The organism is Faecalibaculum rodentium, from assembly GCF_001564455.1.
GTDB lineage: Bacteria > Bacillota_I > Bacilli_A > Erysipelotrichales > Erysipelotrichaceae > Faecalibaculum > Faecalibaculum rodentium.
Window position 1 is genome coordinate 1 of the sequence record NZ_CP011391.1, and the last position, 25096, is coordinate 25096.

A 25096-nucleotide genomic window follows, 5' to 3' on the forward strand; every position below is an offset into this window, starting at 1 on the left:
ATGAACTCTCCGGATCTTGATCAGATTTGGCAACATATCCTCGAATCAGTACGTTCCCAAGGGGAAATCGATCCGGTGACATGCCGGGACTGGATCTCACGGACACGTCTGATATATCTGGACCCGCAGACCGCCAGAGTCTACTGTCCTTCAAGAATCACGCAGTCCATTCTCCGTCAGGAACAGGCTCTGTTTGAAACACTTCTGTGCGAACAGACAGGAACCCCTGTCTCCCTGCAGCTGACAGACCGGGTGGAGCAGCAGACGGAACCTGCTCCATCTTTTCCTTCCACTCCACCGGCTACACCATCGGTTCCTCTTCTTCAGGCAAGATTCAATCCGGAATACACCTTTGACAGCTTTGTGGAAGGAACCAGCAACAAGGAAGCCTATGCAGCCGTCTACAACAGCTGCATTCAGACCGGGATACGAGCCTTCAATCCCATCATGATTTATGGAAATTCCGGACTGGGAAAAACACACCTGCTGCATGCAGCTGGAAACTGGCTTCGACTCAACCGCCCGGAAGACAAAGTCATCTATATGGATGCAAACACATTCGTGGATCTGCTCATTGAAGCTATGAAGTCAAAGACTGTGGATTCAGTCAAAAGCAGACTCACTGACTGTGACTTTTTCCTTCTGGATGATATTCAGAATCTTCGGCGATCAAGCAGTCAGGAAATATTTTTCACTGTTTACAACGAACTGATCTCTCAAAATACGCAGGTCATGATGACATCGGATATTCATCCGCAGGATTTGTCCGGCCTTCAGGCCCGCCTCATATCCAGATTCACATCCGGGCTGACTGTTTCCATCAGCCGGCCGGAATTCGATACCAGCCGCGCCATTCTGAGAAAACGGATCGAGGGAAAAGAAGAGCAGATCAGGATACAGGATGATGTCATTGACTATCTGGCCAGCACTTTTTCCAATGATGTGAGAAACCTGGAAGGTTCGCTCAACCGTCTGATATTTTCCGCCACTCTCGAAAATCCCGAGGTCATCGATACGGCGTTTGCCAAAGCCGTTCTGGTCAATGAACCAATAGTGGATAGACAGAAGGAACTGACTCTGCACAAGATCGAAAAGGCTGTGACAAATTTCTATGGACTGACCTGCTCTGATCTCGAGGGAAAATCCAGGCAGAAAGCCATCGTGAATGCCCGTCATATCTGTGTGTATCTGGCCAGGGAACTTCTTCACACTTCCTATTCTCAGATTGGTCAGCAGCTCGGTGGACGGGATCACAAGACAATCGCAAGCTCCTACGAGCGGGCAGAAAAACTGATACGACAGGATCAGGCGTTTTCACTTGCTGTAACCAGGATCCAGGAATCTCTCCAGTGAATCCCCGGGGTTATCCCCCGACAAAATGACCGAAAGACGCCTCAGAATGCAGGGTTGACCGGTTTTTCCCCTGTTTTCCCCCGCCTTATTGTTATGACTTAAGAAAAATGTAATCTGCAACAACCGCAGAAACTGCTTTTCCTATTGCAATTTTTTTGTGTTAAGATTATCGGCGAACGAGAAAAACGCACTCGAAAAACAGCGTCTTACATAGATCCGGAGGAAAGTATGAAATTCAGCATTGACCGAAGATATCTGCAGGATAAACTGTCCACTGCAGCCCGGGCTGTCAGCCCTTTTTCTCCATTGCCTGCTCTTTCAGGAATCCTGATCGATGTCAGGGAGGACCGGATTGTATTTACCGGAAGCGACTCAAATGTCGCCATTCAGACTGCCATTACACCTGGAGAAATGAACCGGCTGCAAATCGAATCCACAGGCTCTGTCTGCGTGGAATCAAAATACATTCTGGACATTGTCCGAAAACTGGACTGCGATACAGTCGGCATGGAACTGATGGACTACACTCTTGTCAGACTGACAACCGAGAACGGCACCTTCAACATCAACAGTTCATCGGCCGACGAATACCCTTTTATCGATTTTTCGAGGCCGCAGGGACATTTTGTGCTCTCTCCGGATGAATTCCGACAAATTGTCTCAAGTACGGCCTTTGCCTGCTCCGACAAGGACAGTCGTCCTGTTTTATCCGGAGTCAATTTCCGGATTGCGGGAAATGAGCTGCACTGCAGTGGAACAGACACCTATCGTCTGGCCCGTAAAACCCTGCAGCTGAATCAGGATCAGACATTTGACATTACAATTTCAGCCAGGACATTGAATGAGGTCATGAAGTCTTTGTCTGATTCAGATTCCATCGACATATTTGCGGACAGGAGAAAAATACAGTTTGTCTTCGGCAAAACCATCATTCAGTCACGGCTTCTGGATGGAACCTTCCCTCCTGTGGACCGGATCATTCCGACAGAATTTGTAAGCCGCCTGACAGTTGATACACAGGAACTTTTCCGGGCAATCGACCGTACCAACTTCATGAAAAACGACAATGTGCATCTCATCAAGCTGGACTGCAGTGAACAGGCTGTAAGGATAAAGGTCCGGGCTGCAGAAATCGGAAATTCAGATGAACGTCTGAAAAACGCAAGCTGGACCGGTGAACCCATGAGTGTGACCCTGAACGGAAGTTATGTTCTGGATGCCCTGAAGGCTTTGAAGGGGGAGCAGACGGAATTTGCATTTTCAGGGCAGCTCAAGCCCATTCGGATCATGGATACAAAAGATGCCAGCACGTTGATGGTGGTGGTTCCGGTTCGTTCTTTTGACTGAAGGAAAAACAATCATCCAAAATGACAGAGAATTCCGCATTCTCTGCTTTTTTTTATGCTGGATAGCGATTATACTTGTAAATTCTTATTCCATCATGGTAAAATGTATCATTTTATAGTATAATACACTACGATGAGGTGAATTTATGCTGATAGAACTACAAGACGAGTACATCACCCTGTCTCAGCTTCTGAAAGTGTGTAACATCGTTTCCAGCGGTGGAGAAGCCAAGGCTTATCTGACACAGGAAACCGTTCTGGTGAACGGCGAGAAGGATGACAGACGCGGACGGAAAATCAGATCCGGTGATACCGTGGAGACAGGCGGAAAAATCATTCATATCCAATGAATCTTCTGGAACTTCATCTGCATCAGTTCCGCAGTTACCATGAATCGGTGTTCCGGTTTGAACCAGGTGCCATCCACATTCTCGAAGGAGCCAATGCGCAGGGAAAAACGAATATCATTGAAGCCATTGCCTATATTTCAAATCTCAGGTCTTTCAGAACCCGAAATCTGCGTGATCTGACTGAACATGGGCAGCCATCCTTTTCCATTGATGCTGTCTGTGAACATGGAGGAATCAGGGAACCCTTGCGGATTCATCACGAAGCCGGAAAAAAGAAGCTGTTCCGCTTCGGCAATCCGGTTGCTTCCTTTTCCAGGTTCGTCGGTACTTTGAACGCGGTTCTGTTTTCTCCCGATGACATGATGTTTTTTTCCGGAGCACCGGTTCTTCGAAGAAGGTTCATGGATACCGAACTGGTCAAACTTTCTCAAAGTTATACTTCTGCTCTGCGGACGACGCAGAAACTCCTGAAAAACAGGAATGCACTGCTGAAAAAAAAACAGCCCGAACCATTCCTGCTGGAGACAGTTACAGAGCAGCTTGTGGATACGCAGGGAACGGTGATCCGTCAAAGGCAGGGATTCGTCAACCGGCTGAATGAAAGACTCCGGGAATTTTATCCTGTGTTTTCCGGAGGGACAGAACATCTCAAAATTCAGTATAGGACCTTTGTGGATACGGAACGAAATCTCGAAACACAGATGAAAGATCTGTACCGGAAAACCAGAGAACGGGATCTGCGCTTTTCTGTCACAGGAGACGGTATACATAAGGATGATCTTGTTTTTCTGCTGAATGGCTATCCGATGTCTGCCGTCGGAAGCCAGGGCCAGAAGCGGTCAGCTCTGCTGGCCCTCAAGCTTTCGCTGTGCAGCATCATTCAGGAAAAAACCGGCCAGTATCCGGTTTTCCTGCTGGATGATGTGTTCAGTGAACTGGATCCGGTGCGGAGACAGAAACTGATCGATCTTATCCCTCAGAATATGCAGGTTTTTATTACTGCAGCCGAACCGGTTCAGGCAGATTTTGGAAACCGGATGGTCTGCGTGCATCATATCAAAAAGGAAATCAACGGAAAGGACAAACAGAATGAGTCACAGTGAAGAAAAGAAACGGTTCGAGGAACTGGAAAACGAAGCGACTTTTGTTGACCACTCCTATACCGCAGACGATATACAGGTTCTTGACGGACTGGAAGCTGTCAGAATGCGCCCCGGCATGTACATCGGATCCACCAGCTCGAGAGGTCTTCACCATCTAGTATGGGAAATCGTGGACAATGGCATAGACGAAGCCCTGGCCGGATATGCCAGTCAGATCGATGTGGTGATAGAAGAAGGCAATGTGATTTCTGTCAGGGACAATGGCCGGGGAATGCCTGTGGGAATTCATGAAAAAACAGGTTTGAGCGCTGTTGAAACCATCATGACAGTACTGCACGCCGGCGGAAAGTTCGGTGGAGGTGCATACAAGGTCTCCGGAGGTCTGCATGGAGTGGGCGCTTCAGTGGTGAATGCTCTTTCCGAGTGGATGGAAGTGACAATTTTTCAGGGTGGAAAAGAGTATTTCATCCGGTTTGAGAATGGAGGCCATACCGTGGCGCCACTCAGACAGACCGGGGCCACAGAGGAAACCGGAACTCTTGTTAGGTTCAAGGCCGATCCTGCCATATTCACAGAAACGACAGTCTATGATTTCGAGCAGCTGAATACACGCCTCAGGCAGCTTGCATTCCTGAACAAAGACATACGGCTGACACTGACTGACCAGAGGTGTGACCCCCCTGTCAAACATGATTACAAGTATGAGGGCGGTATCATCGAATATGTATCCTTTTTGAACAAAGGAAAAAAAGTGGTATCCGAGCCCGTGATTTATGTTGAAGGCCTGCAGGATGGAATCTTTGCAGAAGCAGCCCTGCAGTACAATGACGGGTACCAGACACAGATCTACTCATTCGCAAACAACATTCACACCCATGAAGGCGGTTTCCATGAAGACGGATTCCGGATGGCCCTGACCCGTGTGATCAACAAGTATGCCAGGGACAACAAAATGATCAAAGCCGACGAAAGTCTGACCCAGGATGATGTAAAGGAAGGGCTGGTTGCGATTGTATCCATCAAGCATCCGGATCCTCAGTTTGAAGGACAGACCAAAACCAAGCTGGGCAATTCGGAAGTCCGGAAAATTGTGTCAGGCATTGTCGGGGAGAAAGTCACCCGGTTCTTCATGGAAAATCCCGCAGCAGCCAAAACCATCGTGGAAAAGGCCATGGTGGCCAGCAAGGCACGCGTTGCTGCCAGAAAGGCCAGGGAACTGACACGACGGAAGTCGGCTCTGGATGGAATTACCTCTCTGCCGGGGAAGCTCACGGACTGCAGTTCCAAGGATGCGGAAGAATGTGAAATTTTCATTGTCGAGGGCAACTCCGCCGGAGGCAGCGCAAAACAGGGACGGGATGCAAAAACACAGGCGGTTCTTCCGCTGAGAGGAAAAATCCTGAATGTGGAGAAAGCCCGAATCGGCCGTATTTTCGAAAATGCAGAAATCCGCAGCATGATCACCGCCTTCGGATGCGGCGTACAGGATGATGTGGATGTCTCCAAGCTCAGGTATCACAAAATCATCATCATGACCGATGCGGATGTGGATGGAAGCCACATTCAGACGCTGATGCTCACTTTCCTGTACAGATTTATGCGACCTGTCATCGAAGGCGGGTATGTTTATATTGCACAGCCGCCGCTGTTCAAGGTCCAGAAGGGCAAGAAAGTGGCGTATGCCTATAAAGATGCGGAAATGGCACCCATTCTTTCTGAATTTGGAGATGGTGTGAAAATCCAGCGATACAAAGGTCTGGGGGAAATGGATGCGGAACAGCTGTGGGAAACTACAATGGATCCTGAGCAGAGAATCCTGAAAAAGGTTTCCATCAACGATGCGATGGATGCTGATTCGGTTTTCAGTATGCTGATGGGAGACGATGTGGATCCGCGGCGTGAATTTATCCAGGAAAACGCCGTCTACGCCAATCTTGATTACTAGGAGGACACATGGACGAATTGGAAAAGAACAACGGATATGAGGTTGTGGACATTGCCAGTGAAATGAAGGATTCTTTCCTGGATTATTCTATGTCCGTTATCGTGCAGCGTGCGCTCCCGGATGTACGGGACGGCTTGAAGCCGGTTCACAGACGTATTCTGCATGCGATGAACAGTTTGAATATGACCCCGGGGTCTGCACACAAGAAAAGTGCCAGAATTGTTGGAGAAGTCATAGGCAAGTATCATCCCCATGGTGATACGGCAGTGTATGATTCCATGGTACGAATGGCACAGGATTTCTCTTATCGATATCCACTTGTGGATGGTCATGGCAACTTTGGATCTCTGGATGGAGATGAAGCTGCAGCCATGCGGTATACAGAAGCCCGTATGTCCAGAATTTCCATGGAAATGATGCGTGATATCAACAAGGACACAGTGGATTTTGTGGACAACTATGATGGTGAGGAAAAGGAACCCGTGGTTCTTCCGTCAAGAATACCGAATCTGCTTGTGAATGGTTCCATGGGCATCGCTGTGGGAATGGCCACAAACATTCCTCCGCATAACCTGAAAGAAACAGCTGAGGCAGTTTGTGCCTATATGGATAATCCGGATATCACGATCCCGGAACTGATGGAATTTTTGCCGGGACCTGATTTTCCGACAGGGGGCATCATTCTTGGCAGAAAGGGTATCCGGCAGGCCTATGAGACAGGGCGTGGTTCTTTACAGGTCCGTTCCCGGTATCGTGTGGAAGAGCTCACAGGTGGAAGAAAACGGATTGTCTTTTATGAGATCCCCTTTTCTGTGAACAAAGCCAGCCTGATTGCGAAGATGGCTGCTCTGATCCGGGACAAGGCGATCCAGGGCGTCACGTACCTGAACGATGAATCCAACAGAGAAGGCATCCGGATTGTCATGGATCTGAAAAAGGATGCACAGGAAGACGTGATACTGAACCAGCTGTTTCATCTGACACCTTTGCAGTCCGGATTTGGAATCAACATGCTGGCACTGGAAGGCGGAAGGCCGAGGCAGCTGAGTCTGAAGGAAATCATCCGCGATTATGTTGAGCATCAGGTGGAAGTGATCAGAAGGAAAACTGCGTTCGATCTGAAAAAAGCACAGGAGCGTGCACACATACTGGAAGGTCTGCGCATTGCACTGGATCATCTGGATGAGATCATCACAACCATCAGAAACAGCCGGAGCGATGAAGCGGGTTTAAATGCAGAGCTTTGTGAGAAATTTGGATTTTCATATGAACAGAGCAGAGCCATCCTGGCTATGCAGATGAAGCGGCTGTCCGGTCTGGAGCGGGACAAAATTGAATCTGAATATGATGCCCTGATCCAGGCTATTGAAGATTACAAAGATATTCTGAATCGGGAAGAACGTGTTGTGCAGATCATCAAAGATGATTTGACCGAAATCGTACAGAAGTATGGCGACAAGCGACGTACTGAAATATCGACCGACTATGTGGATATGGATGATGAGGACCTGATTCCCAGAGAACATGTGATCATCACCATGACAGCATCCGGTTATATCAAGCGCCAGCCTGTCAGCATGTATCATGCCCAGAACAGAGGCGGAAAAGGCATCAAGTCACTGACATTGAATGATGAAGACAACGTGGAACATATGGTTTCCATGTCGACTCACAGCCATCTGCTTCTGTTTACCAATCAAGGCCGCGTTTATCGCCTGAAAGGCTATAATATTCCCAATGCTTCCCGCACAGCCAAAGGTACCCCGATTGTCAATGTCATGGATCTGCAGCCGGGAGAAAGCATTCGGACACTGTTGCCGGTTCCTGAAAACAAAGAAGGATTCAAGAGCCTGATTTTTGTGACCAGAAACGGTGTCGTGAAGCGGACAGCTGTCGGTGAATTTGATTCGATCAACCGGAATGGCAAGATAGCGATTGGTCTCAGACCGGATGACGAATTGAAGTTCGTAAAGGGAACTACAGGTGATGACGATGTGATCATTGCCGGCTCCAAGGGGAAGGCCATCCGGTTCCACGAATCGCAAATCAGGATGATGGGACGCACTGCTGCCGGAGTTTCGGGCTTCAATACAGATGGTGGTGAAGTGGTTGGGCTGGCTCTTACACATGAAGGCGACACCCTTCTTTCAGTCAGTGAAAATGGATTTGGCAAACGGACATCAGTGGAAGAATTTACCAGGCGGAGCCGCGGCGGAAAAGGAATGTATGCCATTCATATGACTGAAAAAACAGGACCTCTTGTTTCTGTCATGGCAGTTCATGGAGATGAAGATGCAATGATTGTTGCAAGTGATGGCATCATGATCAGAATCAGCCTGAAAGATGTGGGCTTGTACAGTCGACAGACCCAGGGACTCAAACTGATCAATCTGAATGATGGTGCTACTGTGACCCGACTGTCACTGGTTCATCCTGAAGATGAAGAGATTGCGGAAATACATATTTCCGAGGAAGAGAGCGGTCAATCCGAACAGGATGAATTGAAAGAGAACGTGTATACCGGTGATCTGGAAGTGGATGAATCGATTGAAACCGGTTCAGATGATTCTTCCCTGGAGTGATTAGTTTCACGGATTTGTGGTCTGTGTCCAGAATGCATAAATGAACACGGGTCTGAAAATCAGATAATGGATTGAGATACTCAAAGAACCCCCTTTTTGTGAGGGGGTTTTCTTTATAAAAGTTGATATATGCTGATTGTGTATTCTGTTCAGCTTCTTCTTTCCATAACCGCATTATCTGGTACAGATCAGGGATATTCCTGTATACCAAACAGGAAGCCGGCTCATTCAGAAAACTGAGGATATATAGCCAGTGCTTTTCATAGATCCAGGGCATCAGAAATCAATAAAGCAGATGTTTCTGTTTGATGAAGAACACAGGATCCATCTGCTGCAGGTTTTCTGTTCTCCGCTTCGCTCTGTCCTGCAATTCCAAATTCCAGGGAACAATTACCTGACATTCTAGACATTTCTGATTCTGTCACTTCTAGACTGCCGGATGAAAGGACACAAGCTGTATGTTCTTTCTGGATTTCAGGTCTGTAATCGGAATCACAGACAGAGATAAAGCTTATAAAAGTATAAATAACAAATACCCAAGACTGTCTTTCGCTTTTTTGCTGATCCTCAGATCCTGAGAATGACCTTTATCACAGGAGGTACGTCAAAGATGCAATCGGTTCTTGTTCGATTGTTTCGGCTGAATCATATCGGAATTTACTACAGTTTTCTGCTCCTGAATTTGTACAGAATCTGGCTTTCTACAAGCTTCTCTGCCTGTCTGTGCGTATGATTCGGTAAAGGGTCAAAATCTTCTGGGTGGAGAGAAAACATCCCGATCACAGGCTGATATCTGCCTTGCGACTGGCCGGTTTTTCCCTGTGATATAATCACTGCAGACAACAGGAGGGAACATGCTTGATATAAAATTTGTCCGGGAGAATCCGGATGCAGTGAAAGAAAACATAAGAAAAAAATTTCAGGATCATAAACTTGTACTTGTTGATCAGGTGATTGAAGAAGACCAGGAACTGAGAATTATTCAGCAGGAAGCAGACCAGCTCCGTTCCAGAAGAAAAACAGTGTCCAAAGAAATTGGATCTCTGATGAAACAGGGTAAGAAGGAAGAAGCCGAAACCGTAAAAAAAGAAGTATCTGAAATAGCCGGCAGACTGGAAGAAATGACTGCGAGGGAAAATGAACTGAGAGATTCTGTAACATCCAAAATGCTGCAGATTCCTCAGATGATCGACCCTTCTGTACCGATTGGCAGAGACGACACAGAAAATGTTGAACTGCAGAAGTTTGGAGAACCTGTCACACCTGATTTTGCAGTCCCCTATCATACAGAAATCATGGAGACTTTTGATGGTATTGATCTGAACAGTGCCGGCAGAGTATCCGGAAACGGCTTTTATTATCTGATGGGCGACATAGCAAGACTGCACTCGGCTGTTTTGAGCTATGCCCGGGATTTTATGATTGACCGGGGATTCACATATGTAATTCCACCGTATATGATCAGATCCAATGTTGTGACCGGAGTGATGTCTTTTGCCGAGATGGATGGAATGATGTACAAAATCGAAGGAGAAGATCTGTATCTGATTGGAACAAGTGAACATTCCATGATTGGAAAATTCATCGATCAGATTCTTGAAGAAAAGAATCTCCCTTATACATATACTTCCTACTCGCCGTGTTTCAGAAAAGAAAAAGGGGCCCATGGGATTGAAGAACGGGGAGTGTATCGAATTCATCAGTTCGAGAAACAGGAAATGATCGTTGTATGCAAACCGGAAGACAGTGCAGACTGGTTTAACAGACTGTATATGAACACTGTGGATTTCTTCCGGACCCTGGACATCCCGGTGAGAACACTGGAGTGCTGTTCAGGTGATCTGGCAGACTTGAAAGTAAAGTCTGTGGATGTGGAAGCATGGAGTCCCAGGCAGCAAAAATACTTTGAAGTGGGCAGCTGCTCGAATCTGGGAGATGCACAGGCGCGGCGTTTGAAAATCAGGGTTCGCGGCGAAGACGGCTCCAAGTATTTCGCTCACACTCTGAACAATACCTGTGTAGCCCCTCCCCGCATGCTGATTGCTTTCCTGGAAAACAATCTTCAGGCCGATGGATCTGTACGGATTCCGAAAGCTCTTCAGCCATATATGGGTGGAAAGTCCGTTCTGATGCCAAAGGGAAAGGAGTAATCCTTCCCTTTTTTTTGTGGAAATGATATATTGAATCTGCTGCTGCAATAGCATCTTATGAACCGGGTCAGATAGGGAACTAAGCAGCCCTAAGTAATGCTCTGTTATGTGCGGCAGTTTTTTTATACCTTTTACAGCGGGAGGCATTCAGATGGAACACAATGATGAATGGTATATGCACAAAGCAATGACGGCAGCCCGTTGGGCGGCACAGCTGGATGAAGTTCCAGTTGGCTGTGTAATCGTAAAACATGATAAAATCATCGCCTGGGGCTGGAATTCGCGTGAAGAGACTCAGGACCCCACAGGTCATGCTGAGATCATGGCTATCCGTAAAGCGGCAGAATATCTTGGAAGCTGGAGACTGGATGACTGCACAATGTATGTCACACTGGAGCCGTGCTGCATGTGTGCAGGTGCTCTTGTACAGTCGAGAGTATCAAGAGTTGTGTTCGGAGCCAGTGATCCTAAAGGCGGATGTGTCGGATCCTGTCTGAATGTATTTTCAATACCGGAATTCAACCACCATCCGGCAGTAGACTCCGGATGTCTTCAAACGGAGTGCGGTAGACTGCTGCGCGATTTTTTCAGACAGAAACGACAGAGAACAAAGCAGAAAAAGAAAATACAGGCAGGCTTCGGGTGCTGAAAATGGAAGCCTGCTTTTACGTTATAATATGTAACGAAAAGGAGGATGCTTATGGCCTACCAGGCATTATACAGAAAATATCGACCAGCGGTCTTCGAGGATATGGCAGGTCAGAAGCAGATTGTCCGTACGATTCAGAACGCGATTCAGAACGACAGAATCTCACATGCATATCTGTTTTGCGGTCCCAGGGGAACTGGAAAAACATCCGCTGCCAAAATATTTGCCAGAGCGCTCAACTGTACTTCCGATGGATTGAAGCCCTGCGGGCATTGTGAAAACTGTATGGCTGTCGATCATCCGGACATTGTGGAAATTGATGCTGCTTCCAACAATGGTGTGGAAGAAGCCAGAAATCTTGTTGAACGAGTAAAGTATGCCCCAATGATGGGTAAATACAAAATTTATATAATCGATGAAGTCCATATGATGACGGCAGGAGCGTTCAATGCTCTTCTAAAAACAATTGAAGAACCTCCGGCTCATGTCGTATTCATTCTCGCAACAACAGAACCTCATAAGGTATTGCCAACCATTCTGTCCAGATGTCAGAGATTCGACTTTAAAAAGGTCCCTCAGAATGAAATCCGTCAGAGGCTGCTGCAGATTGCAGAGAAGGAAGGAACAGTACTGGATCAGCAAGCTGCTGAACAGATTTCCCTGCTTTCTGATGGAGGGATGAGAGATGCATTATCTATTCTGGATCAGTGTATTGCATACGAGCCTGAGCATTTAACAGCTGAAGATATACGAGCTGTGTATGGCGTTGTTTCAGATGCTGACATCAGCGATATTTTCGGCTTATTGCAGCGCGGCCAGGCTGATCAGCTTATAAATGCCATCAAGACCCTGTATGACAACGGAATGGATCTCGAACGGTTCACTGCTGACCTGATCACACTGGTAAAGGATAGCCTGATTTATTCCTGCTCTTCTGAAACTACACTTTTGTCAGAGGAAAGAAAACATTTGCTGCAGGCGTCATTCTCAAAAGCATCCATAGAATTCAGAACCCGTTTCCTGAAAGAACTCATGGATGTATATCCAAAATATTCCCATGCATCCAGCGTCCTGGATTATCTGGAGGCTGTCCTTCTGAAGTACGTACAACATGAAACAATCAATTCTGAATATGATTCATCAGTTCCCGTTCAGATACCTGTCAGAAATTTATCGGAAAATATCGGTGAATCAGATTCCAAAACGGCTGGAAGTGTAAATAAACCTGTCACTGAGAAGCAGAATGTGAAATCAGAATCTGATGTTTCACGTGAAACATCTCTGAAGAAGAAAGCGACACCTGATCCACTCGAAACACCAGAGTATACGAATGACCAGATTGTCGGTCTTCTTCATACAGCTGATAAATCTTTACGCGAAAAGGATATGTCAGCATGGAAAACCCGTATGACATTCAGTGGCTCTCTGCAGTCAGGAAAATATGCGAGAGCAGTTGCCAATGCGAAGCTTGCAGCTTCTGGCAGTAACTATATAATCGTATATACTTCAAAACAGATGGAGTCAGACGCGATCAATGATCTCCAGAAAGCTGAAGGCTTTGAAGATTTCATGGAACTGCTCACAGGGACAAGGAAAGCCGTGATTGCAGTGTCAGCATCCAGATATAAAGAAGTACTGGATACATTCAGGGCATGTATGAAATCAGGAACATTCCCTGCAGCCCCGGCCATTCAAACATGTGAAGTAGATGTTGGTCATATGAAATCTACAGAGGAGGAACTTCGGGTGATGTTTCCAAATCTGAAAATCATAAATGACTGAAAGGAGTAACTATGTATCCTGCCAAATTCGAAAATCTGATTGCCGCATTCAGAAGGCTTCCAGGTGTTGGGATGAAAACAGCAGAGCGGTACGCTTTTGAAGCTCTGAATTGGGATGAGGAAACAAGAAAAGAAGTAGAGAGGAGTCTGCAACAAATATCTGAAATTCATACATGTCGTATTTGTGGAAATCTCTGTGATGAAGATGAATGTGAGTACTGCAAAGATCCAAACCGAACGGACCATTTGATCTGCATTGTGCAGTCACCAAAAGATCTTCAGGCCCTTGAGTCAGCCGGGGTCTTCAATGGAAAATATCATGTATTAAATGGAACCATAAATATGGCTAAGGGAGTCCTGCCGTCAGATTTAAACATAGATACACTGATTCAACGTATCAATGAAAATATAGATGAGGTGATTCTGGCCACTGAACCCACCGTTGATGGAGAAACAACGGCATTGTATTTGACAAAACTGCTGCAGGGAAAAGTGAAAGTCACACGATTAGCGAACGGTATTCCTATGGGAGGCCATTTGGATTATTCCGATGCAAGAACTCTTCAAAGAGCATTTCAAGGTAGAACCAATGCTCAAAGTGAATAGAAGCAAAAAGAGGAGAGCTCATCTGGAACTCTCCTTTTTCATATGGGCGGATATTATAAAATGGCATACTTTCTGATGAATCATAAGAATAATATATGAGCTTGAGAAAAGACGTCTTTTGATAGTTCTACAGTTTTACAGCCTTACGGCACCATTAATGGGAGAAAACCTAAGCTACAGAGATGGATTTCAGACTGTTGTTTTATCCTATTATTGTCATAAGAGTAATCACATTACATAATCCAAAGAGATATATAAATCATATGAAATGATGGTACCATGAAAAAAGAACGTTATTTTCATATGAATAATTCCTTTAAAGAGTGACCAGACGGCATAAGAGGCAATCAAGTATAAGCAAATTCGTAAGAATTGTCAGACAGGTATTCTTTCATCTGAAAACAATATGAGTGGAATATGAAACACTCATTATTGCCTCAGTAAAATCAAATCAGAATAAGACAACGAAACTCACTGAAATATAGGTGTTGTCTTAGATATGAATAGAATATGAAAAGATGCAGCAATAAGACATTACACTGTATGATTTATCCTGCAGTATTTGCCAAAATCTTACCAATCATATGAATAAAGTAGGACAGTAAGAAAACTTGACCTGACAGCATTCTGATTCAATAGATACCCCTAGATTGAAAAGTTAGATGAATACACTTACAGCAACATTAGTCGGTTTTTTACGAATTAAAATATATGACAAGAATATGAAAATGATGAATTCCTAAAATCTAATATGAACAGTGAATATGAATCATATGACATGATGGGAATATTCAGATTCAGATTGCTGTAGATTAGCCCGATCACCATGAATGCTTCTTTAATATGACTATCGAAGCTGGAAATGGATCCCCAACATACAATTCGTTTATATATGTATGATTTTCTCGATAGTAATCATATGACTTCTGTGGTATAGCAGTATTAGTATCTATAGAACTGGACATGAAAGTCATATCTATGAGTCTCCGGTAACAGACAAAAACAAGGGAAAATTCTGAAAATTCTTTGTTCATATGATTGCGGATTCCATATGTAGAGATATTCATATAATGTATCTGAATTGCAGAGAATATCGGGCTAAGGCATAATACTCAACTGTCAAGTATCATATGAAATCATAGAATGTCCGGAAGAGCTATGATATAATGCCACCGCAATCCTAAGAAATACGTAAGATGCTGTGATGAAAGGAAGTGATTGGTTTGACGGATTCAGATAAAACGATAGATGTTTTTTATGATATGGACATTGCCCAGATCTGCCAGCACTTCAACAAATCACGGAATACAGTGGATAAAGCAATCGCGAAACTGGTAAAGGACAATCCTGACAAGGACTGGAAATATAAAAATCCTGAAACCAGACGGATCACCATAAAAGCAGAAGGAGTTGAACGCCTGAGTACATATTTTCGGAAAGAGAAACATGAAGTCTCTGCAGTGGAAATGGAACTCAGATATGAAAATGAAAAACTCAAAGCTATCATAGATGAAAAAGAGAAAGCATTTTCCCAGATAGAAACGCTGTACAATCAAAGACTTCTTCTGGAGCTTGAAAACTCCAAGAAAACATATCTGCTTGAAACTCAGACAAAAGATGAAAAAATATCTGAACTGGAGTCTGAGAATCAAAAATTGAAAACACAGTTATCGGATACAGAATCCATTTCTTCGAAATATGAAGAACTAAAAAAAAAGGAAGAAGAGTACAACTCAAAATCCTTTATTTATCGATTGCTCCACAAGTTTTAGACATCAGCATATGAAACTGCCCTTGCCAGCTTGGACGGGGCATTTTTTGTATATTCCAATCCGATCTTAGAGAGTATTCTGTTGAATTTCTCAATCCCGTCATGGCTTTCTGTATATTCATATTCAATTTCATAATCCAAATAGTTTCTGTGAATTCCAAATGCCGTTTCGTCCAGACATAACTCTGCTGACGGGAGATGTAATACGTACCGTTTGGTTTGTGATACAGCAAAGGGCTTCACGGTAAGCGGTATACCATATTGTTTCAGCCAGCCGAGAATTTCAGGGTCCTGAATATTACGGATGGAATCAACTGGTATCTTCTTTTCCAGTTCAGTCTGTGTAATGGAGTCCCTTCGGATTTTCAACGTAAATATATGCTGCTCACCAATCGTACGAATGCGCAATGCCCCCAGTTTTCTTACAGATCCCTGATCATCATCAAAATATACATTGGTCTGCAGAACTGGTTTTCCAAAGTCATATGAATGGAGTATCTGGCAGAACTGCTCTTTGTTTACGAGAATTTTCAGTTCCCGTTCGATTTGATCATACATATTCATCACCTGTCGTTTCTGTTAAAATAGTACTGTTATCCGAAACAGAAAGGAAGGGATACTATGCGCTTTGCTTTGGTAGACCGCGGGGATATCCATTCACAGAGACTCGCCTGTGAATTGAGAAAGAAACTCGAAGCTATAACCTGGCAGGAAGATGCAGAATATCCTGAGAGAATTTTCTGCATTGGTGGTGATGGGACAATGCTCCGTGCAATTCACGAATATATTGACCAGCTTGATACAGTGGCGTTCATTGGAATACATACAGGAACCCTGGGATTCTTCACAGACTTTACAGCAGATGAAATGGATGAGATGCTCCAGCTTCTGGCCGGAGATGCAGAATTCGAAGAATGCCGGCTGGTCGAGGCTGTGTTTCCGGAGAAGGATCTGGTCCTCAGAGCCTTGAATGAAATACGCCTTGAATCCATCACGAAGACGCTTACTCTCGACGTCAGCATAGATGGTGAGTTCTTCGAACGCTCCAATGGATCTGGAATCTGCGTCAGCACACAGCCTGGAAGCACAGGAATCAACCGGTCATTGAATGGAGCCATTGTAGATGATGGCCTGAGCATCCTTCAGCTTACAGAAATCATGCCAATTGCTCATCACAATCACCATACATTACGGAATCCCTATGTCATGAAAGGAAGCCGAACAATAGAACTGAAGACAAAGCCGATGCATGATGTAGTATGTTCATATGATAATCTGAAATATAAACCTGACGGAGAAACAGGTGTCATCATCCGGCTTTCAAAACAGAAAGTAAGGTTTGTCAGGTACAGGCCCTATTCGTATATTCGGCGCCTGAAAAATCTGTACTGAAACAAAAAAGCTGAAGAACCTGAACCAATGTCCTTCACTTAAGGGTGAATAACCACAGAACCTCCGATTAATTCGATAATCGGAGGCTCTTTTGTCTTTATACTTCTTCTTAAAATCAAGAAACGGCTTGACAAACAAAATCCGGCCTTAATCGATAATCCGCAGGAAATTGAAGGGAGGTATTTACCTATGAATTCAATTTGCCCAGTCGGCCCAGCTTTAAAGGATTACTTCGCTCTGTCTCTCGTATGCGAAAATACCGCTCCATACTGTCTGGATCCAGTCGCAAATTTGACCCGAAAACGGAAACTGACAGCGGACAAACTCATTACTTTTCTTACTGCCATGCAGAAAAAAGTGATGAACAGTGAAATCTGTGAATTCTTCCCGGAAGATGTTCGTGCTGTTCATCATGAAAAAACCTCTCAAAGCTAATCAGTCACGAAAAAACCGGAATAAACCACAGTGCGGTTCATTCCGGATAAAAAGTCTGCACCCTGACTAAAGCAGTCATTCAAGCCACAGGGAGATAGCCTTGGTTAAGCGAATGACATTGGAACCTGAACTTCAGCTTTTTTGCATTCTTCTGACAGCCATCAGATTGTTTTTTCTGCCTATTCTGTACTCTTTTCGGGCATTGGGACTGGCTCGGAGTATGAGACCAAATGCAATGAAATATGAAACAATGGAGCTTCCTCCGTAGGAAATCAGAGGCAGTGTGACACCTGTGATTGGAACCAGACCTACAATCATTCCCAGGTTCTGAATCTGCTGATAGAGAAGCATGGCGATCACACCAATGGTGATATACCGGTCAGCAGGTTTTTTCATATTGTAGGCGATTTTGCATAAATACAGATCCAGCAAAAGGCAGACAAGAAGGATGAACACAGTTCCCAGAAGACCAAAGCACTGGCCAAAGGCTGCAAAGATGAAATCGGTATGGGCTTCCGGAATCGCAATAATGTTTGCTTGAAGCCCGTATCCAGTCAGCCCGGCACTGCCAAGACTGAGAAGTGCCGTATACAGTTGGTTGGAGGATCCGAGGATATGTGATTCAGGATCCAGCCATGCATCGATGCGCTGCAGCCGGTAGGATGAGAAGAGTGTAACCATCAGTTCTCTTTGGAAAAAGTAAAGATAGAAAAAGAGAGCGATGACTGAGGCAGCCAGAATGACGATCAGCCAGATATACTCCCGCCGAAGGCCGGAACAGAGAATCAGAACCAGCAGTGTAAAGGCGATGATGATACAGACACCGGTATCAGGCTGCAGGAAAATCAGTACAAGCGGAGGCAGGGCAATCCGGGCAATCTGCAGGAGAAGATGCATATCATCCTGGATGGTCGGGCTGGTATGTGTTTTCCAGTATCTGGCCAGCATTTCAGAGACCATGACAATCAGAACAATTTTGATGAATTCACTTGGCTGGAACCCGAGACCACCGAGACGGAACCAGGAAAATGCACCATTGATCCAGGGAGAGAAAGGAAGCGAGTGGCCGGTCAGCCGGAACAGAATGCTGGAAGCCAGAAGGTAGAGAAGGCAGATCATCAAAACAGTATAGGCTTTATGAATGATTCGCATCAGCATCTTTCTGTTCAGACTGGATATGATAAACATCACCGCGAATCCCACTGCATACCAGAAAATCTGTTTGATGAGGTTGCTCATGCCGGATCCATCGCGTATCAGATTGAATGCATTGTACAAAGCGAAACAGCTGGTCAGACCCATCAGAAGCAGTATCGCCACCAGACCAAAGTCCATTCGCAATGTCAACCTGCCGATATGAACGGTATGTTTCATCCCGCACCCCCTTTCATGTGAGAATCATTTTACCATATCATCGCATGGTATAATCAGGCCATGGAAAAAACGAAGTATACCCCCATGATGAATCATTATCTGAGTATGAAGGAACGGAATCCGGATGCAATTCTGTTTTACAGGCTGGGGGATTTTTATGAAATGTTCTTCGATGATGCGAAGACAGTCAGCCGGGAGCTGGATCTTGTCCTGACGGGAAGAGCTGCCGGCAACGGAGAAAAAGCACCTATGTGCGGTGTTCCGTTTCATGCTGCGGACAATTATATTCAGAGGCTTGTCAACAAGGGATACAAGGTGGCAGTCTGTGAGCAGCTGTCAGACCCTTCAGCATCCAAAGGCCTGGTAGAACGGGATATTGTAAAAATTGTGACTCCTGGAACCATTCTGGAGGAAACGGGTTCACGTCGCGAGCAGTATCTGGCTGCGGTTCATGTGGATGGATGGAATCTTTCGGTTCTGTATTGTGAACTCTCTACCGGAGAGCTTTTTTATGATATCCGGGAGAAGTCGCTGGTGGCTCTGCAGAAAGCCCTCAGGGAACGGGATATCGCCGAAGTCGTATTGTCGCGGCAGATTTCCCGGAACTGGAAACAGGCCCTGGCACAGGATCCATCCCTTGTCCTGTCCGAATCAGCTGCCGGAGAGCCGGATCCCGACAGGAAGGAGCTGGTCCCGGATGAACCTCACGTCCTGGCCGGAACTCTTTCCCTGCTCCTGAATTATCTGGAAGATACACAAAAACAGAAAATACGACATCTGCAGAAGGCTGTGCCTCTTCAGCAGGAAAAAACGATGATCCTGGATCAGGAAACAAGACAGCACCTGGAAATCACCAGATCGCAGTCGAGTGCTGCCAGGGCTGTTTCTCTGTGGGAATTTCTGGACGTTTGCCGCACAAGCATGGGAAGCAGACTGCTGGCCAGGTGGCTGTGTCAGCCACTGGCAGATAAAGAGGCCATAATCCGGCGTCAGGAGGCAGTACAGACTCTGACCGATCAGTTCCTGATGAGAGAAACAATCGGAGACTGTCTGTCTGCCATGTATGACATGGACCGGCTTGCGACAAGAATCGCCTATGGATCGGCCAGTCCAAGAGATGTCGGGCAGCTGGGTCTTTCTCTGAAACAGATCCCTGCGCTCCTTGAAGCTGCAAGACCGGTCCCCTCCTGGCCAGAATGGCAGATCACCCCGGACTGCTCCGGACTCCAGAAGAAAATTGAAGATGCATTGATTGAGGATCTTCCCCTGACCATGAAAGACGGGGGTCTCTTCCGCGATGGATATGATTCCCGACTGGACGAACTGCGCAGGCTGTCAGCAGATGGCAATTCCTTCATCCTGGATCTGGAACAGAGGGAACGGGAACGGACAGGGGTGAAGTCGCTGAAAATTGGATACAACCGGGTTTTTGGGTATTACATTGATGTGCGGAAAGGCAATCTCTCTGCCATCAAAGAAGAATTTGGCTATATTCCCCGGCAGACACTGGCGAATTCGACACGCTTCACCACCGCTGAACTGAAGGAGCGCGAAGACCGGATCCTGTCTGCGAACGATGAACGAATCTCACTGGAAGCGAGCCTCTTTCAGGACCTGCTGAAAGAGGTGGAGAGTCATCTGTTTGAAATCCATGCAGCTGCCAGAACCGCTGCACAGATCGACGCCCTTCTTGCACTGGCCGATCAGGCTGTCAGGTATGGGTATACCAGACCGGTGTTTCATGAAGACCCGGCTGTGGATATCCGGGAAGGACGGCATCCGATCCTGGATACCAGAATGAGCGGATATGTCTCCAATGACTGGGTCATGGGAGCAGATACAGACATTCAGCTCATTACAGGCCCGAACATGGGAGGCAAATCGACCTGGATGAGACAGAACGCCCTGCTCGTCATCATGGCACAGGCAGGAAGCTTCATTCCTGCACGAAGTGCCAGTCTGCCGGTATTTGACAGAATCTTTACCAGGATGGGAGCTGCCGATGATCTGCTGACAGGAACCAGTACATTCATGGCCGAGATGCAGGAGGCCAACAATGCACTCCGGTATGCCACAGACCGCTCACTGATCCTGTTTGATGAGATTGGCCGTGGAACCGCAACATACGATGGAATGGCTCTGGCTCAGGCGATCCTGGAGTATATTGAAAGCTCGATACATGCCAGGACACTGTTCTCCACGCATTACCACGAGCTTACAGCCATGGAAGCGGACAATCCCGGAATTCAGAATGTGCATGTGGATGTGAAAGAGAAACAGGAGACAGTGGAGTTCCGGTACCGGATCATTCCAGGCAAAGCAGATAAAAGTTATGGAATCAATGTCGCGCGGCTTGCCAGACTTCCTGAATCAGTGACAGACAGGGCGCAGGAGCTTCTCGACGAGCTGGAATCAGATACGGGACAGAGCAGATGGCAGCCCAGTCTGTTTGTCATGGACAGGAAACCCCCGGCCGAAAACAGACTCATGGACCGGCTGGATGCACTGGATCTCGACGAAATGAGTCCCAGAGAGGCTCTGGACTGTCTGTATGAACTGAAGAAACTGAGAAAGGAGGTGAAGAACTGATGGCAAAAATACAGGTACTGGACGAACATCTTGCCAATATGATCGCTGCAGGAGAAGTGGTGGAACGTCCAGCCAATATTGTGAAGGAATGCATGGAAAACAGCCTGGATGCAGGAGCACGAACCATTTCTGTCGAGGTATTCGAAGGCGGGATCACCCGCATTGTGGTGGAAGATGATGGAGAAGGAATGGATCCCGAAGACGCCAGGCTGGCTTTCTGCCGGCATGCCACCAGCAAACTGCGAACCGAAGATGACCTCTTCAATATAGGGACCATGGGTTTCCGGGGAGAAGCGCTTGCATCCATTGCCAGCGTGGCGGAGGTTGTGCTGCAGACAGATGACGGGACCACCGGGACCCGGCTGCGGTATTCCTATGGAAATCTTGTGGACCAGGAAGAAGGCCGTTTTCCCAAAGGCACCCGGATCGAGATATCCGGTCTCTTTGTCCGGACACCTGCACGCTTCAAATACCTGCGCCGGCCTGCGTATGAATTCAGTATCATATCCGACATTGTCAACAAAATCGCCCTGAGTCATCCGGATGTGCGAATCGCACTCTCCCATGACGGCCGCCCTGTGTTCAATGCTGCCGGCAGCGGATCCAGGCAGGAAATCCTGTATCAGATGTACGGACGGGATGTGGCTGCCTCAGCAGTTGCCGTGGATGAAGCGGATGAGGACTTTCACATTACCGGCTATGTCGTACAGCCGAAAATCTCCCGCGCCAGCCGGCATTATATGTTCATGTCTGTCAATGGCCGGATCATCCGCTCCAGACAGATGCAGGATGCGCTGATCGATGCCTATGCAGACTATATGCCCCCCGGGCGGTATCCAATCGCAATTCTGGATGTGGAGGTTGACACCCAGCTTGTGGATGTGAATGTGCACCCCAATAAATGGGAAGTGCGCATTTCCAAACAGCCTGAACTTATGGAGCTTATCAGGGAAACGGTACGGAAAGCATTTGACATGCAGCTGCGTACTGTGGAAATATCAACAAACACTATAGAGATTCCGGAAAAGAAACCGAACAGATTCGAGGAACAGACCCGCAGAATGGCAGAAAATGGGGATTTCCGTTCATATGAACAATCCGATGAGTCCTGTTCTTCTGATAACCGGGCAGCTTCTGGACAGACCGTCGAGATTCATCGCCGCGGACAGTCATTTCCACTGCACCCGGACCAGGAGCAAATCGCCCAAAAGCCGGATATGCCCCAGACAAACAGCCCGGAACCCAAACCGGAAGCACACCGGCAGCCACAGCTGTTTGACAGGAATCTGCATGCTCCCATGGCTGCCGCTTCACAGGACCTGCCAGACACAGGTGACCGGACAGACCTGCGGGTGTCTGAATCTCAGACATCTGTATCCATCGACTATCCGGTTCCGGTACAGCCCGTCTCCCGCGAGGAGTTCCATCCACAGGCACAGGGAAAGGCTTTTTTCGAACATCTTCGGGTGATTGGACAGCTCAGGGACAGCTATATTCTTTGCGAAGGCCCGGAAGGACTGGTGGTGATCGACCAGCATGCAGCCCAGGAACGATACCACTATGAACAGCTGCGGGAGAGACTGAGACACCCTGACGGACAGACCCAGCCGCTGATGGTTCCCGTGCTGCTGAAAGCCGGAGACAGAGTGCTGGCCGGACTGGAGGACATCAACCGCCAGCTGGCGTCGCACGGCCTTTGCTTCGAGGCCTTTGGACAGAATCAGGTCATTGTCCGAGAACTCCCTCTCTGGATGAATGATGTGGATGCGCCGGGATTTCTGCAGGATCTCCTGGATCAGTTTGCAGCCTCAGAGATTGCAGATCCCGCTGCACTGCGAAAGCACATCACAGCCACCATGGCCTGTCACTCCAGCATCCGGTTCAACCGTGGTCTGACCATGGAGGAAATGAATCAGGTGATTCGCGATCTACAGGCATGTTCTCAACCATATCACTGCCCACATGGCCGGCCAACCGTGATCACACTGTCTGACACCCGGCTGCGCAGGGAGTTTGAACGTGGCTGAGCAAAGGATGTTTCCAGCGTCCCCGATAGCAGAAACAAGGCCGAAGGTCCTGGTCATTGCAGGATCCACCGGCACCGGAAAAAGCCGTCTGGCTGTAGAGCTGGCGAAACAGTTTGACGGAGAAGTGGTGTCCGGTGATTCCATGCAGGTGTACAGGGGCATGGATATCGGTACAGCAAAAATCACGCCAGACGAGATGCAGGGAATCCCGCATCATCTGCTGGATGTGCGGGATCCTGGACAATCCTATGATGTCAGGCAGTTTCAGCAACTGGCACGGGCTTCCATCCGGGACATTCTGAACCGCGGACATCTCCCGATTCTGTGCGGAGGAACCGGACTGTATCTGAAGGCTGCGCTGTATGATTATGAATTCGAGGAACAGCCTGAAGATCCTGTTCTGAAAGCACAGCTGGAATCCATGACGAATGAAGAGCTCCATACCCGCCTGAAGAGAGAGGATCCGGAGAGTGCCGGCAAGATCCATCCCAACAACAGAAAACGGGTGATCCGGGCGCTGATGATTGCATCATCCGGAAAGACGAAATCCGGACGGGAAAAGGAACAGGCGCATGCACCGCTCTTTGATGTGTTCTGGCTGGGACTGGAAAAACAGGACAATGATGCACGGCTCCTGGGCCGGATCCGGGATATGGCTGCCGCCGGTCTGGAGCAGGAAGTCCGCGGACTGTTTGCCGATCCAGCCTCATGGTCTTCCACAGCCTTTCAGGGAATCGGCTACAAGGAATGGAGACCGTACTTTGAAGGACTCTGTTCCCGGGATGAGGTCCTGGAGTCGATTTATATACACACCCGGCAATATGCCAGACGACAGAGAACCTGGTTCACGCATCAGATGCCCATGCGCTGGTATGATCCGCTGGATACAGAAACGATAAAACAGGATATAAGGAGCTGGCTGCATGACGAATGAACGGACAACACTGCTGATTGGTGAAGAAAATGCAAAAAAGCTTCAGGATGCCACTGTCCTGGTTGTGGGGACAGGCGGTGTGGGAGGAATGGCCGTGGAGTCGCTGGCACGCAGCGGTGTCGGCTGCCTGATACTCATTGACCGGGACATCGTGGAAGCATCCAACACCAACCGCCAGCTTGCGGCGCTGACTGATACAGTGGGTGAAGCCAAGGTACAGGTCCTGGCCGACAGGATTCACCGGATCGATCCCGCCATTCACGTGATTCCGATACACGAGTATTATGACCGGGATATGAATGAGCGTCTGGACGCCCTGCATCCGGACTTTGTTCTGGACTGCATTGATTCCCTCCGGGCAAAAGAGGATCTGATTGAGTACTGCACCACCCGGAAGATTCCGTTTGTTTCCAGCATGGGCATGGCAAGACGCAGAGATCCATCCAGACTAGGCATCTGCGAGCTGGAAAAAACCGCCGGAGATCCACTGGCCAAACGCCTCCGCATCTGGCGCCGCAAGCAGGGCATCCGCGAGACAGTCAGGGTATGCTGCTCCTCTGAACTCCCTGGCCCCGCCGAGGCAGGAAGTCCTCTGCCTAGCATGATGTTTGTCCCCGCAGCTGCCGGACTGATCATGGCAGCAGAGTGTGTACAGGTCCTGACAGAGGCAGAAACAGGCAGGACTTCAAAGGAAAGGAAATACAACTGA

The 25096-nt window shown here is 47.3% G+C and carries 19 protein-coding genes and 1 other RNA gene; 18 read left to right on the forward strand and 2 right to left on the reverse strand.

Annotation, left to right across the window (positions count from 1 at the left end):
- From dnaA to aalo17_RS00060, 12 genes are all read left to right on the forward strand, one after another.
- Positions 1-1353, forward strand: coding sequence for a chromosomal replication initiator protein DnaA (gene dnaA, locus aalo17_RS00005; RefSeq protein WP_067553870.1), 1353 nt, complete (start codon positions 1-3; stop codon positions 1351-1353).
- 228 nt (positions 1354-1581) lie between these two features.
- Entirely contained in the window at positions 1582-2700 is a 1119-nt protein-coding gene (dnaN, locus tag aalo17_RS00010; RefSeq protein ID WP_067553873.1) for a DNA polymerase III subunit beta, read from the forward strand.
- Positions 2701-2845: 145 nt separating this feature from the next.
- A complete protein-coding gene (gene yaaA, locus aalo17_RS00015; RefSeq protein ID WP_067553876.1) occupies positions 2846-3049 on the forward strand; it encodes a S4 domain-containing protein YaaA in 204 nt (67 codons plus the stop codon).
- Positions 3046-4152 (forward strand): DNA replication/repair protein RecF, encoded by a 1107-nt coding sequence (recF, locus tag aalo17_RS00020; RefSeq protein WP_067553879.1) that lies wholly within the window; start codon positions 3046-3048, stop codon positions 4150-4152. The genes yaaA and recF overlap by 4 nt, the downstream gene beginning before the upstream one ends.
- The gene (gyrB, locus tag aalo17_RS00025; RefSeq protein ID WP_067553882.1) at positions 4139-6097 is read left to right on the forward strand and encodes a DNA topoisomerase (ATP-hydrolyzing) subunit B; all 1959 of its coding nucleotides are present in this window, start codon (positions 4139-4141) and stop codon (positions 6095-6097) included. Before recF ends, gyrB begins: the two co-directional genes overlap by 14 nt.
- An 8-nt stretch (positions 6098-6105) precedes the next feature.
- On the forward strand, positions 6106-8679 hold the full coding sequence (gene gyrA, locus aalo17_RS00030; RefSeq protein WP_067553884.1) for a DNA gyrase subunit A: 2574 nt from the start codon (positions 6106-6108) through the stop codon (positions 8677-8679).
- Between the two features lie 854 nt (positions 8680-9533).
- Positions 9534-10829 (forward strand): serine--tRNA ligase, encoded by a 1296-nt coding sequence (gene serS, locus aalo17_RS00035; protein ID WP_067553887.1) that lies wholly within the window; start codon positions 9534-9536, stop codon positions 10827-10829.
- Between the two features lie 36 nt (positions 10830-10865).
- Positions 10866-10952: signal recognition particle sRNA small type (ffs, locus tag aalo17_RS00040), an RNA gene on the forward strand.
- Positions 10953-10980: 28 nt separating this feature from the next.
- The gene (gene tadA, locus aalo17_RS00045) at positions 10981-11478 is read left to right on the forward strand and encodes a tRNA adenosine(34) deaminase TadA (RefSeq protein ID WP_067553890.1); all 498 of its coding nucleotides are present in this window, start codon (positions 10981-10983) and stop codon (positions 11476-11478) included.
- Between the two features lie 51 nt (positions 11479-11529).
- Positions 11530-13260 (forward strand): DNA polymerase III subunit gamma/tau, encoded by a 1731-nt coding sequence (gene dnaX, locus aalo17_RS00050; RefSeq protein WP_067553894.1) that lies wholly within the window; start codon positions 11530-11532, stop codon positions 13258-13260.
- An 11-nt stretch (positions 13261-13271) separates the two neighbouring features.
- A complete protein-coding gene (gene recR / locus aalo17_RS00055) occupies positions 13272-13865 on the forward strand; it encodes a recombination mediator RecR (RefSeq protein ID WP_067553897.1) in 594 nt (197 codons plus the stop codon).
- A gap of 1214 nt (positions 13866-15079) precedes the next feature.
- Complete coding sequence (locus tag aalo17_RS00060) at positions 15080-15637, forward strand: hypothetical protein (protein ID WP_236940489.1); 558 nt, start codon at positions 15080-15082, stop codon at positions 15635-15637.
- Here the strand turns inward: aalo17_RS00060 and aalo17_RS00065 are convergent.
- Positions 15634-16194: a CYTH domain-containing protein gene (locus aalo17_RS00065; protein ID WP_067560001.1), complete on the reverse strand. Its 561-nt coding sequence runs from the start codon at positions 16192-16194 to the stop codon at positions 15634-15636. The genes aalo17_RS00060 and aalo17_RS00065 overlap by 4 nt on opposite strands.
- A gap of 63 nt (positions 16195-16257) precedes the next feature.
- Between aalo17_RS00065 and aalo17_RS00070 the strand changes: the two genes are divergently transcribed.
- Both aalo17_RS00070 and aalo17_RS00075 read left to right on the forward strand, forming a co-directional pair.
- Complete coding sequence (locus aalo17_RS00070) at positions 16258-17028, forward strand: NAD(+)/NADH kinase (RefSeq protein ID WP_067553900.1); 771 nt, start codon at positions 16258-16260, stop codon at positions 17026-17028.
- A 189-nt stretch (positions 17029-17217) separates the two neighbouring features.
- On the forward strand, positions 17218-17463 hold the full coding sequence (locus aalo17_RS00075) for a hypothetical protein (protein ID WP_067553904.1): 246 nt from the start codon (positions 17218-17220) through the stop codon (positions 17461-17463).
- 132 nt (positions 17464-17595) lie between these two features.
- Here aalo17_RS00075 and aalo17_RS00080 read toward each other — a convergent pair whose 3' ends face one another.
- Positions 17596-18837, reverse strand: coding sequence for an FtsW/RodA/SpoVE family cell cycle protein (locus aalo17_RS00080; protein WP_067553907.1), 1242 nt, complete (start codon positions 18835-18837; stop codon positions 17596-17598).
- Positions 18838-18897: 60 nt separating this feature from the next.
- Between aalo17_RS00080 and mutS the strand changes: the two genes are divergently transcribed.
- From mutS to aalo17_RS00100, 4 genes are read left to right on the forward strand one after another with little or no spacing between them, the layout of a single operon-like run.
- Positions 18898-21426, forward strand: coding sequence for a DNA mismatch repair protein MutS (gene mutS, locus aalo17_RS00085; protein ID WP_067553910.1), 2529 nt, complete (start codon positions 18898-18900; stop codon positions 21424-21426).
- Positions 21426-23453: a DNA mismatch repair endonuclease MutL gene (gene mutL / locus aalo17_RS00090; protein WP_067553913.1), complete on the forward strand. Its 2028-nt coding sequence runs from the start codon at positions 21426-21428 to the stop codon at positions 23451-23453. Before mutS ends, mutL begins: the two co-directional genes overlap by 1 nt.
- Positions 23446-24387 (forward strand): tRNA (adenosine(37)-N6)-dimethylallyltransferase MiaA, encoded by a 942-nt coding sequence (gene miaA, locus aalo17_RS00095; protein ID WP_236940490.1) that lies wholly within the window; start codon positions 23446-23448, stop codon positions 24385-24387. Before mutL ends, miaA begins: the two co-directional genes overlap by 8 nt.
- Entirely contained in the window at positions 24377-25096 is a 720-nt protein-coding gene (locus tag aalo17_RS00100; RefSeq protein ID WP_067553919.1) for a tRNA threonylcarbamoyladenosine dehydratase, read from the forward strand. Before miaA ends, aalo17_RS00100 begins: the two co-directional genes overlap by 11 nt.